Here is a 17,185-nt window from a genome sequence, read left to right on the forward strand (position 1 = left end):
TCAGCAAATGCAGGGTAGTTAGAACCGCTATAGTTATAATTTTCACCCACAATCATGGCATCCCAGTCACAGCCCCCTGTTCATACTTCAGACTTTTTCAAAACAGCAAATATATACTTGATAACTGGATGTTTGCAAATTATAAAACTTAGACTATTAACTTAGCTATAAATTTCAGTTATTGTCGTGTAAGAGGAGATGAGTAGCAGTTAGGGAAGTAAACTTTTGAGTCTGGTTGTTGATGGCTCATTAAAGTAATATTATTCGTTTTTATTAAGTTTGCGTCGGGGAAAAGAGAGATGGTCAAAATAATTACTCGTAAATATGTTGGTCGGTCAAATGTCTATGACATTGGAGTAGAACAAGACCATAACTTTGTCATTAAAAATAATTTCATTGCTTCTAATTGCTTTAATAAATCCCACTCTACTGCTTATGGCTATGTCACTTATCAAACAGCATATTTAAAAGCGAATTATCCCCTAGAATATATGGCAGCCCTGTTAACGGCTAACAGTGGTGATACAGACAAGGTGCAGAAGTATATTTCGACTTGTTTGAGTATGAATATTCAAATCGAACCGCCGGATATTAACCGTTCTGGTGTAGATTTTACACCCGTGGGTGACAAGATTTTATTTGGTTTTTCTGCTGTCCGTAATGTGGGGCAGAATGCGATCGCTTGTATTTTAGAAGCGCGGGAAGACCAAGGGGCGTTTAAATCATTATCTGATTTTTGCGATCGCGTTGACTTGCGTGCAGTTAACCGCCGCACTTTAGAATCACTGATTTATTGTGGTGCTTTTGACAAACTTGAACCGAATCGTCACCAATTAATTAAAGACCTAGAACTTGTTTATGATTGGGCGCAATCCCGCGCTAAAGATAGAGCTAGTGGTCAAGGTAACTTGTTTGATTTATTAGGCGGTGGATTTGCTTCTACATCTACTAACAAAACCACCAATAATGTCTTTGATTCTGCCCCTAAAGCTCAACCTGTTCCAGATTTTCCGCCGCAGAAAAAGTTGCAGATGGAAAAAGAATTATTGGGATTTTATGTCTCAGATCATCCGCTAAAATCAATTAAACATTCATCATCGATTTTAGCGCCAATTAATTTATCACAACTCGGTGAGCAGAAAGAAGACACACTACTTTGTGCGGTGGTGATGTTAAATAATGTCAAAAAAAGTCATGACCAAAAAAGGCGACCCAATGGCGATTTTGCAGATAGAAGATTTAACTGCACAATTAGAAGCTGTTGTCTTTCCTAAAACTTATGAACGTGTAAGCCTTGCACTAGAAGTTGATGCCAGATTAATTGTTTGGGGTAAAGTCGATAGACGCGATGAACAAGTGCAATTAATTGTGGAAGATGTCGAACCAGTAGAAACCGTGCAACTAGTGATGGTAGAGCTAACTCCCCAACAAGCTATCACAATTGAAGAACGCGATCGCCTACGCACAATTTTAAAAGAACTATCAGGTGACAAAGAAAAAGCTAAAGTCCCGGTAATTGGAATTGTCCAGGCTGGCAGTTCTCGGCAACTTGTCCGGTTTGGCCGACAATTTTGGGTGCAAGATTCTCGCTCAACTGTTCTAGCACTACAAAATGCCAGATTTCTCGCTCATGTAAAACAATTAACAGGTAGTTGATTTGAAATTGTAAAAGCTTGGGTAAGAAAAATTACCGGATTTTTAAACACTGAAACTACTTGATATCTTAAATATTGCTTCGTCAACAGTATAACACCGTAGTAATACTGTAATAAATTCGTTTTTTTAGTGACTTATGCGGATGATGATTTCTTGGTTGTAATGGTATTTTTTGATGCTAGAGAGAGTAGGAGATTTGCTAAGTGAAGGAGCTAGAGCTTGATGATTGCAAATGATTTACATCGATTTGTCTCTTATTGTAAAAAAATTCAGCCACAAACCCAAGAAGATATCAAACAGTTTTTTGAAGGGGTAATAGTTTTTCCTTACGATAAGGAACTACTTTTGCAAGCTTATTTGTTTTTAAATATCAAAAATTTATTTCCTGATTGCTGTGAATTGTTGTTATTTGAAAAATCACCAATTGCTGATTATACAGATTTAGGAAAATGTGATTTTGTTTATCTGACATTACAAGGTAATCTATTTCTCATCGAAACGAAATTTATTGATACAGAAGCAACAGGAGCGACCGAAAGAAAAAGACGCAACAAACACAGAAACAAAGTATTTGAACAAGTCATTACTTTAAAAAATAGATTTAGTGAATATTGGGATATTAAACTGAATCAATTAGAATGTGGTGTTTTTACAACTGATTCAGAAGTGGAATGGCGAGGTAACGGAATGAATGTCGTTACTAAGTCAATTGCGATTGATCAGCTAGAAAAGTGGCGGAGAAGTTATAAACGCACCATTTAATTTCTGTTTTATTTCGATTTAACACTTAATTATTATTCAATTTTATTTATATGTTAATATCACAGTTTTAGAGACGCGAACTTCCGCGTCTTTAATGTTTTTCGGGGTCTCAAAATCTTTGAATAGCTGTAATACCAAATCGATGCTTGTTGAAGTGCAGGCTTTTTTTGTATAGTCCCAGACTTCCAGTCTGAGGGGAACTTGAAATACAAGAAACAATATTTGCATATCTTGTGGCAATGTGGATATTGAGAACAGCACAAATATCTACATCATAGGATTACTGATGAATCGTTCTAAAATAGTTGCCATTATTACAGGTGCAATTTCTGTATTGTTGGCTATTGCTTATCTAATTCTTGTCCAATTTCTTGATTATCGAGACATGAAACCTGCGCCTGTTGGTCAAATTGACTCAACACCAATAGCAATAATTGACACTAACCCAAGATATTTTGGATAAGACAATAGTAAGTTGGGTGGAGCAATAGCGAAACCCAACAAAAGCTGATTACTGTTTTACTCCGACTAAAGATAACAACTCTTGTGTTGTCAGGCTGCGCTTTTTCTGGGTTGATTCTTGTCGTACAGCATTTAAAACAGATTGTGTTTCTTCACTATTGAGAATAATCCCATGTTGTTGCAGCACATTCAATAATAAATGACGACCAGAATGCTTCCCTACAACTAAACGCCGTTCTTTTCCAATTTCTTCGGGTGCGAATGGCTCGTAGGTATGGGGATTTTGCATGACTCCATGAGCATGAATACCGGATTCATGAGTAAAGGTATTTTCTCCCACTATTGCTTTCCAAGGGGGTAAACCATAACCGGATGCTGTGGCTACTAGTTGCGAGATTTCTAATAAACGTCGGGTGTCTATATCTAAATCAATCTTAGATAAATGTTTTAGCGCCATAACAACTTCTTCTAAAGCTGCGTTTCCGGCTCTTTCACCTAAACCGTTGACTGTAGTATTGACAGATAATGCACCAGCTTTGATACCTGCTAATGCGTTGGCTGTAGCTAAACCAAAATCATTGTGAGTGTGCATTTCCACAGGTATAGACAAGGATGTGACCAATTTTTTTTACCTTGTCATAAGTCGTGAATGGGTCGAGAATACCTACGGTGTCACAAAAGCGAAACCGTGATGCACCCCATTCTTGAGCTGCAAGTACTGTATCTAACAAAAATTGCTCATCAGCTCTGGAAGAATCTTCTCCGCCTACCGAAACAAACAGTCCTTGGTCTAAAGCAAAGTTCAGACTATCTTGGAGCTTTTGTAATACTAATTGCCACTTTCCCTGAAATTTTGCACCAATTTGAATTGCAGAGACGGGAATAGATATATGCACACGCTTTAAACCGCAAGCGATAGAAGCTTGAATATCAGAAATCACGGCGCGATTCCAGCCTAACAGATGAGCTTGCAAATTTAAATCAACAATTGTGGCGATCGCTTGTTGTTCGGCTTCACCCATCGCCGCAATCCCAATTTCGATTTCTGGTACACCAATTGCATCGAGAAATTTGGCGATCGCAATTTTTTCTTCTAAGTTAAAAGCGACACCTGCTGCTTGTTCGCCATCACGTAATGTTGTGTCATTGATGACAACCTGATTCATTGCTTAAATTTCTCCAAAAAAAGAGATTTATCTTTTTAGCTCCAGCTTGAGTCAATATAATCAGAATTCGATAAAAATGACTGCAAAATTCAATAAGTATTTAATTTATACTTATGTTGCTGAACTAAAAACAGATATTCTCTAATTCCTACTGACTAAGGGGTATTTACAGACTGTAATGCTCATCATATTTCATCAGCAGCTACATTTCCACTTGCGACTATTTCTGTATCTGATAAGGTGTCATGGTTGTAGCTAGTAACATGACCAAATAAGCGAGAAATTAAAGGTATGGTAATGAAAATTACAGCTAAAACCAATAAAAATGTCGAAATACCAAAAAGCTGATTCTGTGGGATTTCTAATACTCCCCGCAAAATTACTTCTCGTAATGCCGAAACTATGGTAATTTCAACTGCTGCACCTACCGATATTTGTTGAGTTTGTAAGTAATCAATCAGTAGACGGAATAACTCAACCAGAATCAAAATAAACAGTATATCAGATGTAATTTCTCGTAAATCTAAGGGGTGTAAAAAGGAAAAGAACATATCCCCTAGCCGAATCAGCATCACGCAGAATAAGCCAAGGCAGAGTGAGATAATAATAAAATCTTGAAATCTTTCTAAATTACTAACAATGCGCTCTCGCTCAAACCAACTATTCACTTCTCTAATTACACGCTTTGGCATAATTTCTTCCAAAACCTGATTTACTTATCTCCATGATAGGCAATTTAAGAATAAAAAAATTAATAATATTTGACTATTTCTTGTGATTTATTAACCTGATTTTGAGTTATTTTGTAATGTTATCTACAGCAAAAAAATTATTTTTTAAACTGTATTTTTATTGACAAAATTTAGTTTTTCAATTTAAAAACAATATCCCCGACTTCTTCAAGCAGTCGGGGACAAGAACCTCATATTTACAAATCAAATAATAATTGCTGAACATTTTCGTCAGTCAGGTACAACCACTTTCTCAGCAATATGATGGTTGAGCGACCAACGGTGGTCTACAGGCACAGATGTCACCTCACAAATTTCTTCTAGCCGTTTTTGCTGGACTGCTGCTTTGCGGAGGGTGATGATGAGTTGATTTACCTGATGTCGCAAATCGGGATTTTGATTAACGGCTGACAAGGTTTGTCTTTCTAAAAGTTGGAGTATTAATTCGTAGTGGATGGGTGACGGTAGAGGAATTTGCTCCATGTGGCTTTAATATTACAAATGTATAATTTGTGTTAGTTAGAGTTTATCTCTTGCCATGAATTGTTACACAAAAAACAAATATTTGGTTAAGGCGTGGGTGTTTTTAACGATAAATTTTTTGCAAACCCTAGGAGAATTACGGTAAATAATATGTTTTTTATATAACATACTATCATTGCTCTGTTTCAACAGAGCAAGATAGCTTCATCTAGATTAATGCTTGGGCAAGATTTGAACGATCGCTAATTCTGGATCTGGTTGTTTGACTAGAGATTCGCCAATTAACACAGCCGTTGCACCTGCTTGTTCAACAACAGTCAAATCATCAGGTGTGTGTAAACCCGATTCACTGACAACCACGATATTGCGATCGCGTAATTGTTCACCCCTAGCTTGTAAAAGTTGACAAGTTGTCTGTAAATCTACAGTGAAATCTTCCAGATTGCGATTGTTAATGCCCACTACAGAGACATCATCTAAAGCTAATACCCGGTCTAGTTCTTCTAGACTGTGGACTTCAATCAATGCTGCCATGTTTAAGGCTTTGGCAATTTTGATAAAGTATCGCAAGTATTGATCAGTTAAAATCGCCGCAATTAATAAAACGGCATCGGCACCCTGGAGACGAGCTAAGTACATCTGGTAAGGATAGATAATAAAATCCTTACATAATAATGGTAAATCAACTGCGGCCCGGACTTTCGCCAAGTTGTCAAAACTGCCTTGAAAAAATTTCACATCTGTCAACACAGAAATACAACTAGCGCCACCTTGTTGGTAGGATAAAGCGATCGCCACAGGGTCAAAATCTGCTCGTAATACACCTTTACTCGGTGAAGCCTTTTTAACTTCCGCAATCAACGCTGGTTTTGTCTTACCTTGTTTGAGGGCGGCGACAAAATCCAGAGTTGGTGGTGCGGAAAGTGCTTGCTTTTGCAGTTCTATTAAAGGCTGTTTTTCCCGCAGTTGGTCAACTTCAGTTTCTTTTTGCCAGACAATTTCTTCCAGAATGTTGTTAGGTTTGGCATCTGGCAAAGCGACTTGATAGCGCAATATAGATACATCAATGGCTGGGCTTGGTTGACGACGACGGATTTGCATATTGGAGTGCTGAGTAGTAAGTAAAAAGTAAAAAGTAAAAAGTAAAAAGTAAAAAGGTAAAAGTAAATATTGTTACTTTTTACCTTTTGCCTCCTTCGGAGTCGCCAGTCGCTCATGGGGGAAACCCCCAAGACCTCGCTGGCTCACTTTTTACTTTTGCCTTTATTAGGCTACAGCCCGTTTGTAGGCTTCATCTAGAACTTCCGAGAGGGTGGGGTGGGCGTGGACTAGATGGGCGAGGGTGTGGACAGATTCACGTTTTGCTACGGCGGCTGAGGCTTCGTGAATTAAGTCCGAGGCGTGCATTCCAAAGATGTGAACACCTAAAACTTCGCCTGTGTCTTTGCGATAAATTACCTTCGCTATCCCGTCGGCTTCGTTTTCTGCCAAAGCTTTGGAGTTGCCTTTAAAGTAACTCTTACTTGTACCGACTTCAAAACCTTCGGCTTGTCCTAATTCTTTAGCAGCAGTTTCGGTTAAACCAACATAGCTAACTTCTGGGTGAGTGAAGGCGGCAGCGGGGATACTGCGATAATCAACAGTGCGCGATCGCCCGACGATATTTTCTACAGCTACAATACCTTGAGCAGAAGCAGCATGAGCCAGCATCATTTTGCCATTGGCATCACCAATTGCCCAGAGATGCGGCACAACTTCCCCGGCACTCAATACTGCCATGCGATCGTCTACGGGGATAAAATTCCGCCTGTCTAATTCCACACCCACAGATTCTAAACCAAGGTTTTTGGTGGCGGGGATGCGTCCTGTTGCTACTAGGCAAGCATCAACTTCCAGGACTTCTAAATCTTCTTTGGTTTTAAAATCAGCTAACTCAATTACCACTGGTGAACCAGGGATGACTCTTTTCGCGTAGATACCGACTTTGGTTTCAATATCACGGGGGGTAATTAATACCCGTTCTGCGAGTTTGGCAATATCGCGGTCAAATCCTGGCATTAACTGATCTAGGGCTTCAATCATGGTGATTTCACTGCCCAAAGCCGAGTAGACATCAGAAAATTCCAAGCCGATGTAGCCGCTACCAATAATTGCCACCCAAGGCGGTAGAGATTCCAGCTTTACGCCTTGGTCACTGGTAAATACAGTTTTGCCGTCAACTTCAATGCCTGGAGGCACAAAAGGAACTGAACCAGGAGAAAGAATAATATCTTTAGCGGTGATTGTTTTTTCACTACCATCAACCGTGACAGTGATTTTCTGTGTCCCGGCGATTTTGCCCCAACCCCGGATGATATCTACTCCTAGACGCTTGAGGCTATTAGTTAAATCACCTTGAATTTTTGAGACTAAATTGCCCGCATGATCAGCGATCGCTTGGCGATCGAACTCTACATTACCAATTTGAATGCCCAGTGACTTGAGGTGGTGGGCATTACGTAACTCCCGCACACGTCCAGCTGCTGCCAGCAACGCTTTCGATGGAATACAGCCCCTGTTGACACAGGTTCCACCCATGTCAGCTGCTTCGATAATCGCTGTTTTCAGACCGCAGCTTACCGCGTGTAGGGCAGCGCCATGTCCGCCTACACCAGCGCCAATAATTACTAAATCGTAATCAAATCCATGACTCACGTTAGTTTCCCCGTGTGCTTCGCCTAATTATTCTCAACTCGACTAGCTATTCTGACAACCCCGAAAGAGTTGGGAATGGCTAAATCAACTATTATCGTTCACCCTAGCAAGCGAAGAGATAACTTTATTGACAATTTTAGTAAACATTATTCACTTATTGAATTTTATACTGATATGGCTAATTTTTTTGGAAAGCTATAATAGCTGATTCAGGTTGAGACAAACTGATTATTTTTACCTTGGTAAGCTGCTTGTGCTTTGATTTAGCAATAAATTGGACAATTAAACTTAGATAATAAGTATTAGAAAATACTAGTACTCAATTGTGGAAATAAACTACTTTTGAGGTAAAGATTTTATCAGCTGCTTTATTGTACTAGTATCGTAATGTTTGAAATTTCAGTACCAGCCTTATGGTTATGACTGGGAATTCAAAATCGGTATGAGCCGAAAAGCCAACCTGGATCTAAAATTCATTTACCTATAGGATTTTCGCACTTCGTCTGCCCGATGTCTATTCCCAAAATCAGTGAATTTACCATCCGTCGTTATGCCAACGCTAAGTCTTACCAAAGGGGTGAGGCTTATTTCGAGTCTGGTGCTGTAGATACTATTATTCGCCGTGGTAATCTATTACACGCAGAAGTTGATGGCAGTGAAGCTAGACCTTATCGTGTCAGCCTCAGTTTTGATGGCCATAGTTTAACTTCAGCAAATTGCACCTGTGCCTACAATTTTGATGGATGGTGTAAACACATTGTGGCAACGCTGCTTGTTTGTGTGCGCCAGCCAGAGATTATTGAGCATCGTCCGACGTTAGAGCAATTGCTTGATCGGCTGGATCACGTTCAGACACAAAGGCTAGTACAAGAATTAGTGGCAGAACATCCCCAACTGATTGAGACAATTGATCGTCATGTTACCTGGATGACAAATCCTTTGCCTAAGACAAAAAAGCTCAAGTCTCTGCGGCAAAATGCGATTGATACCAGTGCTTTTCGGCGGCAAGTACGGCAGATTATTCACGATGGTGTGCGCTACCTTGAGGATGGCTGTGAAGAAGATCCCATTGCTGAGGAATTGCTGGGTTTGGTGCAGTCGGCGGTAGACTTGATTGAACGGGGAGAAGGAAATAAAGCGATCGCAGTTTTAGAGGCGATTACTTCTACCTGTATTGAAAATTGGTATGAAGTTGCTGAATATGGTGCAGATTATGATGAAATTGCCTGGGAATTAAATAATGCTTGGTGTGAAGCTATTCTGACTGCTGACTTGACTCCCGAAGAAAAAGTTGACATCCAAGTAAATTTGGAAGTTTGGCAAGATGAATGGGATGTGGATTTTGGCTTAAGTTTAGAAGCTTTGCGCCAAGGCTGGGATTACCCGCTACTCACAGAAGTTCTCCAAGGCAAAATGAGTGAACGGGGAGTGTGGGAAACAACTATTCCTGATTATGCCGATGATTTAGCTTTAATTCGGTTGAAAATTCTCGAACGCCAAGAACGTTATCAAGAATATTTATATTTGGCGGAAGCGGAAGGACAAACGCGGCAATATTTAACTATGCTGGGTAGACTCGGCAGAGTAGAAGAAGCCTTAGAAGCTGCCCAAACCGAAATGAATTCAATGGAAGAAGCATTCGCTTTGGGCAAAACTCTGCAAGAACAAGGCGCATTACAACAAGCTTTGCATATTGCTCAAATTGGCTTGCAATTAAAGGGAAATTGTCAATATGACTTGGGTTTATGGACAAGTGATTTAGCCCAAAAATTAGGTGATCAAACCACAGCTTTGCAAGCCAAAAAACTAGCTTTTCAAGCACATCCTTCTTTAGAAGAATATCAAGATATTCAAGATTTGGCTGGGGAAGAATGGCTGCAAATTAAACCTGATTTATTGAAAATTCTGCGGGTTTATAGTGGTTGGGAAACTGCCCCCATCAAAGTAGATATTTTCTTATATGAAGGATTAATTGATGATGCGATCGCGATCGCTAATGATTTAAATGTCTATTATGCTGACATTATTCATCGGGTGATGGATGCTGCCATTCCCCTTCGCCCTCATTGGGTAATTACTCATGCTTGTCGCCTGGCCGAAGCAATTATGAATGCGGGGAAAGCAGAGTATTATGATGCCGCAGTTGACTGGCTAAGAAAAGCTCGTGCGGCTTACATTGCGTCAAATAAACAAGCCGACTGGTCAAATTATCGCGCCAAATTAATGGAAATCCACGCCCGCAAGCGCAAATTGATGGGAATGTTGCAAGGACGAGATATGGAATAATTCTGAGTTCATCAATTGATGTTTATCAGCTTAATGCTATGGGAACTATAGGTAATGAGTCTAACTAAAGCTTTACAGTCATACCTATATGTCCTATTTATTCCCCAAAGCAATCAAAATTAACCAATCTCAAACCACTTCCACCACACCAATACCTAATATTAGAACACCACTAATTTTGATTGCTTGTACATTAGCAATAGGTATTGTTGGTTGGACTAGTTACTTGGTAGTAAGAAAGTTAATTATTCAACAACTTCAAGAAAAAGCATTATTACAAGTCCGCCAAGGAACTGATGAGATTGATCAGTGGTTAGCAATTTGCTCTACCACAATTCAAACTATTGCGAATACAGACGCAGCCCGTTCCTTAAATTGGAGATTGATTGAACCATTGTTACAGTCAGAAGTGAAGCGCACTGATGATTTTTTTAAAATTTCACTCTCACTACCTGATGGTTATTATTACAACACTGAGGTAGGTAAAAGCAATACCAAAAATAATGATCGAGATTTTATTCAAAAAGCATTAGCAGGAGAAAGCAATATATCAGATCCCTTCATCAGTCGGACTACAGGTATTCCTTCTGTCGCAATTTCTGCTCCTATCCGTCAAAGTTACGATTTTAAAAGTCGTCCCATAGCGGTGATGAACGGTAGTTTAAAAGTACACCGAATTGCTCAAGTAGTTAACAAACTGCGTTACGGTAATCTGAGTTACGCCTTTGCACTTAACTCTCAGGGAGAACCAATTATTCATCCGAAAGTGATGTCAACGCAAGAAAAACCTGCTCCTAGTTTTCTCAACTCAACCGACTCTAGCTTGGCGGAACTAGCTCGACGGATGGTAAACAAAGAGGAAAGAATTGAGCTGATTTCTATTGATGGAACTTACAAATATGTTGCTTATGTTCATCTCAAACAAGCAAATTGGTCAATAGCTTTAGTTATACCGCGAGAAAATATCGAATCTCAACTCCAAGCACTGAACTTACTAACTTCAATATTAGGTGGACTGCTGGCGGTAGGAACAATTATTGCTTGGCGACAAATACAACTATCTCAAAAAGCCAAAATTCAAGTTGTAATGCTGAGTCAACAACAAAAAACATTACAACAACAAGCACAAGATTTAGAACAGGCCTTACAAGAATTAAAACAAACTCAAGCTCAGTTGATTCAAGCTGAAAAAATGTCTAGTTTAAGTCAACTAGTTGCCGGAGTAGCCCACGAAATTAACAACCCAATCAGTTTTATTTATAGTAATATTGAACCTGCTCAAGAATATATTGCAGACTTACTCAGATTTTTAGAACTTTATCAACATCACTACCCAGAACCAGTACCAGAAATTCAAGATGAAGCAGAAGTTATTGAATTGGATTTTTTGATAGAAGATTTGCCAAATTTACTTAATTCGATGAAAGTTGGCGCTGACAGAATTAAACAAATCGTACTGTCTTTGCGGAATTTTTCTCGTTTAGATGAGGCAGAAATGAAACTGGTTGATATCCATGAAGGTATTGATAGTACACTCATGTTTTTACAAAGCCAACTCAAAGCGACACCCAACCATCCAGAAATTGTAGTTATCAAAGAATATACTGATTTGCCACTGGTAGAATGCTATGCAGGAGAACTAAATCAGGTGTTTATTAGTTTGCTGACAAATGCGATTGATGCCATAGAAGAGTCTTTTATTCATTTGTCACCAAATCAAGACAGACGGACAGGTAAAATTCACATTAAAACTGAACTTACTGCTAATCAACAAGTCATTATTCGCATTATTGATAATGGGATTGGGATTCCTGAAAATTTACAAAAACAACTATTCAATCCCTTTTTTACTACTAAACCCGTTGGCAAAGGTACAGGTTTGGCTTTATCTATTAGTTATCAGATTGTGACTGAAAAACATCAGGGGAAAATGGAATGTCATTCTACTGTCGGTAAAGGTACAGAATTTGTGATGATAATTCCCATCAGTCAAGAAAGGTTGCTGGCGGCTTGAAGTAGGTTACAGGTAATAACGATAGGTTTCGATACCAAAGTTTTTGTCCTACAACATTTATAATTATTTGGTCATCTGTCGTATGACAAATGACCAATGACAAATGACCCTAAATTAAATTCTTGATCGCACAAACTTTTCTAACCTATCCAAGCCTTTTTCGATTGTGGCTAAATCGGTGGCGTAGGAAAGGCGAATGTTATTATCTGCACCAAAAGCAATTCCGGGAATGACTGCAACTTGATGTTCTTCAATCAAAGCGTCGCAAAATTCTAGAGATTTGAGTCCGGTTTTGCTGATGTCGGGGAACAGATAAAAAGCGCCGTCTGGTTTGGGACAATATAAACCGGGAATGGCGTTGATTCGCTCTAGCATGACTTGTCGCCGCTTGGTGAAAGCTTGCAACATTTCAGCTACACAGTCTTGAGATTCTTCTAAAGCGGCGATCGCACCATATTGAGCAAAGGTACATACATTAGATGTACTATGCCCTTGAATGGAATTGGTAGCTTTAATAATCTCGACTGGCCCGGCTAGGTAACCCAAGCGCCAACCTGTCATAGAATAAGCTTTGGCAAACCCATTACTAATAAAGGTGCGCTCAAAAATTTCTTGTCCAAGGGAACCAATACTGAGATGTTCTGCACCGTCGTAGAGAATTTTTTCGTAAATCTCATCGGAGACTACATAGATATCTGCATCAACTATTACCTGTGCCAAAGCTTTAATTTCCTCTGGCGTGTAAACCATCCCGGTGGGGTTGGATGGGGAGTTGAGGACAAATAACTTGGTTTTGGGGGTGATGGCTTGGCGCAGTTGTTCCGGTGTAATTTTATAGCCTGTGGAAGCGTCGGTGTTGACAATCACGGAGACACCACCTGCTAAAGTTACCATTTCGGGATAACTCAGCCAATAGGGAGCCGGAATAATTACCTCATCACCCGGATCGATGAGTGCCATGATCAAGTTGTACAAAGAATGTTTACCGCCATTGGTGACGATGACATTTTCTGCTTTGTAATCTAAACCGTTATCAGATTTCAGCTTTTGGGCGATCGCTTCCCTTAACTTTGGTTCTCCAGGTGCAGGGCCATACTTGGTTTTACCTTCTGCCAAAGCCTTTGCTGCTGCGGCTTTAATATGTGCTGGGGTGTCAAAATCCGGTTCACCAGCACTAAAACTACAAACATCTATACCTTCTGCCTTCATCGCCTTAGCTTTAGCTGCGATCGCTAAGGTTAAAGAAGGTTTTACCTGACTTACTCTTGCTGCCAGTTTCATTCTTACTTATTCTTTGGCAAATCTCTCACTTATCTTAGGATATCCCAGAAACCCTACCAAGATTTGTCTTTTGGCGAATTCCTTTTCATATTTATATTTTTCGTTCTAATCTACACCAGGATGTTCAACACTGTCTTAGGGTAAATAGCAATCCTAAATGATTTACAAATATCTCTCTCCCTTGTCCTCCTTGCCTCGTCTCCCTTGTCTCTATTTATTTGCATATCTAAATAGATTAAATTCTTGTAAGGTAGACATCTTGCCTGCCCATGTGATGCAAATTAAATGTCCATCAGCATTTATTTTGTCTCCATCCAATTTTCACCGGCGCGAACTTCTACCAGTAATGGCACAGTTAAAGTTACTGCACCTTCCATGACTGATTTAATTTGTGGTTGCAATTCTTTCCATTCGTGAGGCGGAACCTCAAACACTAATTCGTCATGAACCTGCAATAATAAACGTGCTTGATATTGTTTTAAAATTTCATGCAATCTCACCATTGCAATTTTGATAATATCAGCACTTGAGCCTTGAATGGGTGCGTTGGCAGCAGAACGAAGTAAGCCAGCATCAAAAGCACCTAAATTTTTTAATTTACTCAAGTCAATATCTGCGGGATTGGTATTTTTTAACTTGCGTAAACTATTGGTTTGGAAATCAAAATAACGCCGACGACCGAGGATAGTTTCAACATAACCTTGTGCGATCGCTTGTTTTTTAACTCCCTCTAAATATGCAAATACTTTAGCATATCGTTCGTTAAATCGCTTAATAAATTCATTAGCAACATTTTTATCTATTCCCGTGGAACGTGAGAATTTCAGTGAACCCATACCATAAATTACGCCAAAGTTAATTGTCTTGGCTATTCTTCTTTCATCTGCGGAAACATCTTCTTTTTCAAATACTAATCGTGCTGTGACTGTGTGAATATCTTCGTTTTGCTGATAGGCTTGTACTAACAATGGTTCTTGACTCAAATGTGCTAATATTCGCAACTCAATTTGTGAGTAGTCAGCAGCTACCATTAAGTAATTTTTTTCTGGTAAAAATGCTTTGCGAATTTGCCGACTAAAAGCTGTTCTGATAGGTATATTTTGCAAATTTGGGTTAGAAGAAGATAACCTGCCAGTTGATGTTGCAGTTTGGTTAAAATCTGTATGTATACGTTGAGTATCTTGACGTACCAATGCTGGCAATGCGTCTACATAAGTAGATTTTAATTTAGACAATGTACGATACTCAATTATCGCTTCTACAAACCCAGTGTTATCAACTTCTAATAGTTTTTCTAAAGTTGCAGCATCGGTAGAATAACCAGTTTGAATTTTGCGAGAATATTTCGTACTTAACCCTAATTTTTCAAACAAGATTTGGCTTAATTTTTTCGGAGAACCTAAGTTAAATTTTTCGCCAGCAATTTCCGTTGCCTTCTCTTCTATTCTTTTTAAATCTACTTCTAATTGTTGTGAGAGTTCTTGCAAATAAGCAGAATCAATACGTACACCTGTGTATTCCATCTCTGCGAGAACGGCCTCTAATGGCTGTTCTATTTCTAGTAATAATTTTGATAAATCTGGAAACTTATCTAGTTCTACACGCAATTTTGGTACTAGTTGCCATGTTGCATGAACTTGCAAACAACAATAATTGGCGACAGATGCAATATCGATATCAGCAATAGTTTTTCCCTTGGGAACCAAATCAAGATAATTTTGGATAGTCAAACCCAAGTAACGCAAAGCTAAATCACTTAAATTATGGCTCGTATCGGGATTTAAAACGTAACTAGCCAGCATCGGGTCAAAGACAATTCCTGCTAAATTAATTCCTTGACAGCGAAATACTAAGCGGTCAAATTTACCATTTTGAAAGGTCTTAGGATAATTAGCACTTTCTAAAATTGGACGTAGTGCTGTAAGTGCTATTTCCGGAATTAAATTTTCCCCATTTTTGTGTGCTAGGGGAATATATGCTGATTCATCTGGTTGCATTCCCCAACAACAACCAATTCCGACTAAATCTGCATCTCGTGGTTCTAAATCACTGGTTTCTGTATCCCAAGCCACTGGGTTTGCAGGGTCGGTAAATTGTTGCAATATATTTACTAATTCAATTAGTTTAGCTTCAGTACTAATTATCCGTGGCTGAATTTCTGAAACTGGTTGCTGTTGGTATGCTGCTGTTTCAGCAGCAGTAAAAAATGATAAATCAGCATCGTCATCATCGGTGCTTATTGCTTCCACATTGGCGGGAATTTCTGGGACTTCACCACCAAATTTCTGCTGAATTTCGTTGACTTTTTTTTAAAAAGGTATTGAACTCTAGTTTTTCTAAAATCGGAGTGAGAATAGTTGTGTCGAATCCTATGAGTTTGCAGTTATCTAAATTAACTTCGAGAGGTACTTCGGTGACTATTTGTGCTAAATATTGCGACTTTTTAGCATCCTCTTGACCTTCGGTGAGTTTTTTTTGGGTTGCACCTTTAATTTCCGCTATTGCTGCATAAATATTCTCCAAAGAACCATAAGTATTTAATAGCTGAACTGCCGTTTTTTCGCCTATGCCTTTCACACCAGGAATATTATCTGACTTATCACCACACAAAGCTTTAAAATCGACGATTTGTGTAGGTAATACGCCTAATTTTTCTTTAACTTGTTCTGTACTAAATTCTGTAATACTATTTGTGGCGCGTTTTAGTGCATCGGGACTAAAGTTTAAAACGGTAATTTCTTTGTCTGGGTCAATGAGTTGAAATAAATCGCGATCGCCTGTTAAAATTTTCACCTTATAACCAGCCGCCGTGGCTTTTTGCGCTAAAGTTCCCAACACATCATCAGCTTCGTAACCAGGCGCAGTAAAAATCTTTAGGTTCAAGCCTTCGAGTAATTCGTGCAGATTTTTTAAATCAGGAACAAAGTCTTCTGGTGTCCCCGGACGGTCGGCTTTGTATGTATCATCAGCTTCGTGGCGGAAAGTCGGTAAACCCAAATCAAATGCGACAGCCATTGCTTGTGGCTGCTGCGTTGTCATTACTTCCAGCAACGATTTGAGAAAGCCAAAGCATACACTCGTCGGTATCCCTGTTTTAGTTCGCAGTCCGCCGTCTCGTCCTTTGGCGAAAGCAAAATAAGAACGAAATGCTAAAGAATGTCCATCAACTAAGATGAAGGTGGGGCGTGTTGTAGTTAAAGCAGCAGAATTTTCAGACATATTTATATTGTAGCGAATAATGTGGAATTAAAGAGTTTATCAGTCAGAATTAGAGGATAAAATTAACCGTAGATGAACGCAAATGTTTTTGATTATTGTCTGACGTTTTCTGTGTTATTCCACCACAATGATTTGTTTGTCATTTCAATATTTATCCTCAGCCGAATTTAATTGTATTCTGAATAATAACTCCTAACTTGTAAAGTGATTTTTGCAGTCTTCTTCTAGATATAAATATTAGTTATTCCCTTAGTCAGAAGAGTTTTTTAATTCTCCTCTCTAAAGTAAACCCAGATAGAGAGATTTTTGACAATAGCAATCATATCTTATTAATGAATTGAGTGATAGCGGTTTGATCTGCTGATGAAAAAATCATTGGCGTACCCTTCGGGAAGCCGCTACCGCGTCTATATCGACAGTTAATTATTTTT

At 39.0% G+C, this 17,185-nt stretch carries 9 protein-coding genes and 3 pseudogenes; 5 read left to right on the top strand and 7 right to left on the bottom strand.

Annotated features, from left to right (window positions below; translation table 11 throughout):
- Window positions 1-299 precede the first annotated feature (299 nt).
- The 3 genes and pseudogenes from ACX27_RS25235 to ACX27_RS25250 all read left to right on the top strand — a co-directional run bounded on the left by ACX27_RS25235 (window position 300) and on the right by ACX27_RS25250 (window position 2,881).
- Window positions 300-1,656, top strand: a pseudogene (locus ACX27_RS25235) (helix-hairpin-helix domain-containing protein).
- 222 nt (window positions 1,657-1,878) lie between these two features.
- Window positions 1,879-2,418, top strand: a complete 540-nt coding sequence (locus ACX27_RS25240) for a hypothetical protein (protein ID WP_062296458.1) — start codon at window positions 1,879-1,881, stop codon at window positions 2,416-2,418.
- Between the two features lie 286 nt (window positions 2,419-2,704).
- Window positions 2,705-2,881, top strand: coding sequence for a hypothetical protein (locus ACX27_RS25250; RefSeq protein ID WP_062296461.1), 177 nt, complete (start codon window positions 2,705-2,707; stop codon window positions 2,879-2,881).
- A 48-nt stretch (window positions 2,882-2,929) separates the two neighbouring features.
- Here the strand turns inward: ACX27_RS25250 and nifV are convergent.
- The 5 genes and pseudogenes from nifV to lpdA form a co-directional block, all read right to left on the bottom strand.
- Window positions 2,930-4,046 (bottom strand): annotated as a pseudogene (gene nifV / locus ACX27_RS25255) (homocitrate synthase).
- Between the two features lie 185 nt (window positions 4,047-4,231).
- Window positions 4,232-4,738 carry a phosphate-starvation-inducible PsiE family protein gene (locus ACX27_RS25260; RefSeq protein WP_062298563.1) on the bottom strand — a complete coding sequence of 169 codons (507 nt, stop codon included), beginning with the start codon at window positions 4,736-4,738 and terminating at the stop codon, window positions 4,232-4,234.
- A 270-nt stretch (window positions 4,739-5,008) separates the two neighbouring features.
- Window positions 5,009-5,260, bottom strand: coding sequence for a DUF5340 domain-containing protein (locus tag ACX27_RS25265; protein WP_062296464.1), 252 nt, complete (start codon window positions 5,258-5,260; stop codon window positions 5,009-5,011).
- Window positions 5,261-5,473: 213 nt separating this feature from the next.
- Window positions 5,474-6,361 (bottom strand): indole-3-glycerol phosphate synthase TrpC, encoded by an 888-nt coding sequence (trpC, locus tag ACX27_RS25270; RefSeq protein WP_062296465.1) that lies wholly within the window; start codon window positions 6,359-6,361, stop codon window positions 5,474-5,476.
- Window positions 6,362-6,526: 165 nt separating this feature from the next.
- Window positions 6,527-7,954: a dihydrolipoyl dehydrogenase gene (gene lpdA, locus ACX27_RS25275; RefSeq protein WP_062296467.1), complete on the bottom strand. Its 1,428-nt coding sequence runs from the start codon at window positions 7,952-7,954 to the stop codon at window positions 6,527-6,529.
- A gap of 510 nt (window positions 7,955-8,464) precedes the next feature.
- Between lpdA and ACX27_RS25280 the strand changes: the two genes are divergently transcribed.
- Both ACX27_RS25280 and ACX27_RS25285 read left to right on the top strand, forming a co-directional pair.
- Window positions 8,465-10,240, top strand: coding sequence for an SWIM zinc finger family protein (locus ACX27_RS25280; RefSeq protein ID WP_062296469.1), 1,776 nt, complete (start codon window positions 8,465-8,467; stop codon window positions 10,238-10,240).
- A gap of 88 nt (window positions 10,241-10,328) precedes the next feature.
- The gene (locus ACX27_RS25285; RefSeq protein ID WP_062296471.1) at window positions 10,329-12,254 is read left to right on the top strand and encodes a sensor histidine kinase; all 1,926 of its coding nucleotides are present in this window, start codon (window positions 10,329-10,331) and stop codon (window positions 12,252-12,254) included.
- 114 nt (window positions 12,255-12,368) lie between these two features.
- Here the strand turns inward: ACX27_RS25285 and ACX27_RS25290 are convergent, their stop codons facing one another.
- Entirely contained in the window at window positions 12,369-13,535 is a 1,167-nt protein-coding gene (locus ACX27_RS25290; protein ID WP_062296473.1) for a pyridoxal phosphate-dependent aminotransferase, read from the bottom strand.
- 299 nt (window positions 13,536-13,834) lie between these two features.
- Window positions 13,835-16,754, bottom strand: a pseudogene (gene polA / locus ACX27_RS25295) (DNA polymerase I).
- Between the last annotated feature and the right edge of the window lie 431 nt (window positions 16,755-17,185).

Source organism: Nostoc piscinale CENA21 (assembly GCF_001298445.1).
Classification (GTDB): Bacteria; Cyanobacteriota; Cyanobacteriia; order Cyanobacteriales; family Nostocaceae; genus Nostoc_B; species Nostoc_B piscinale_A.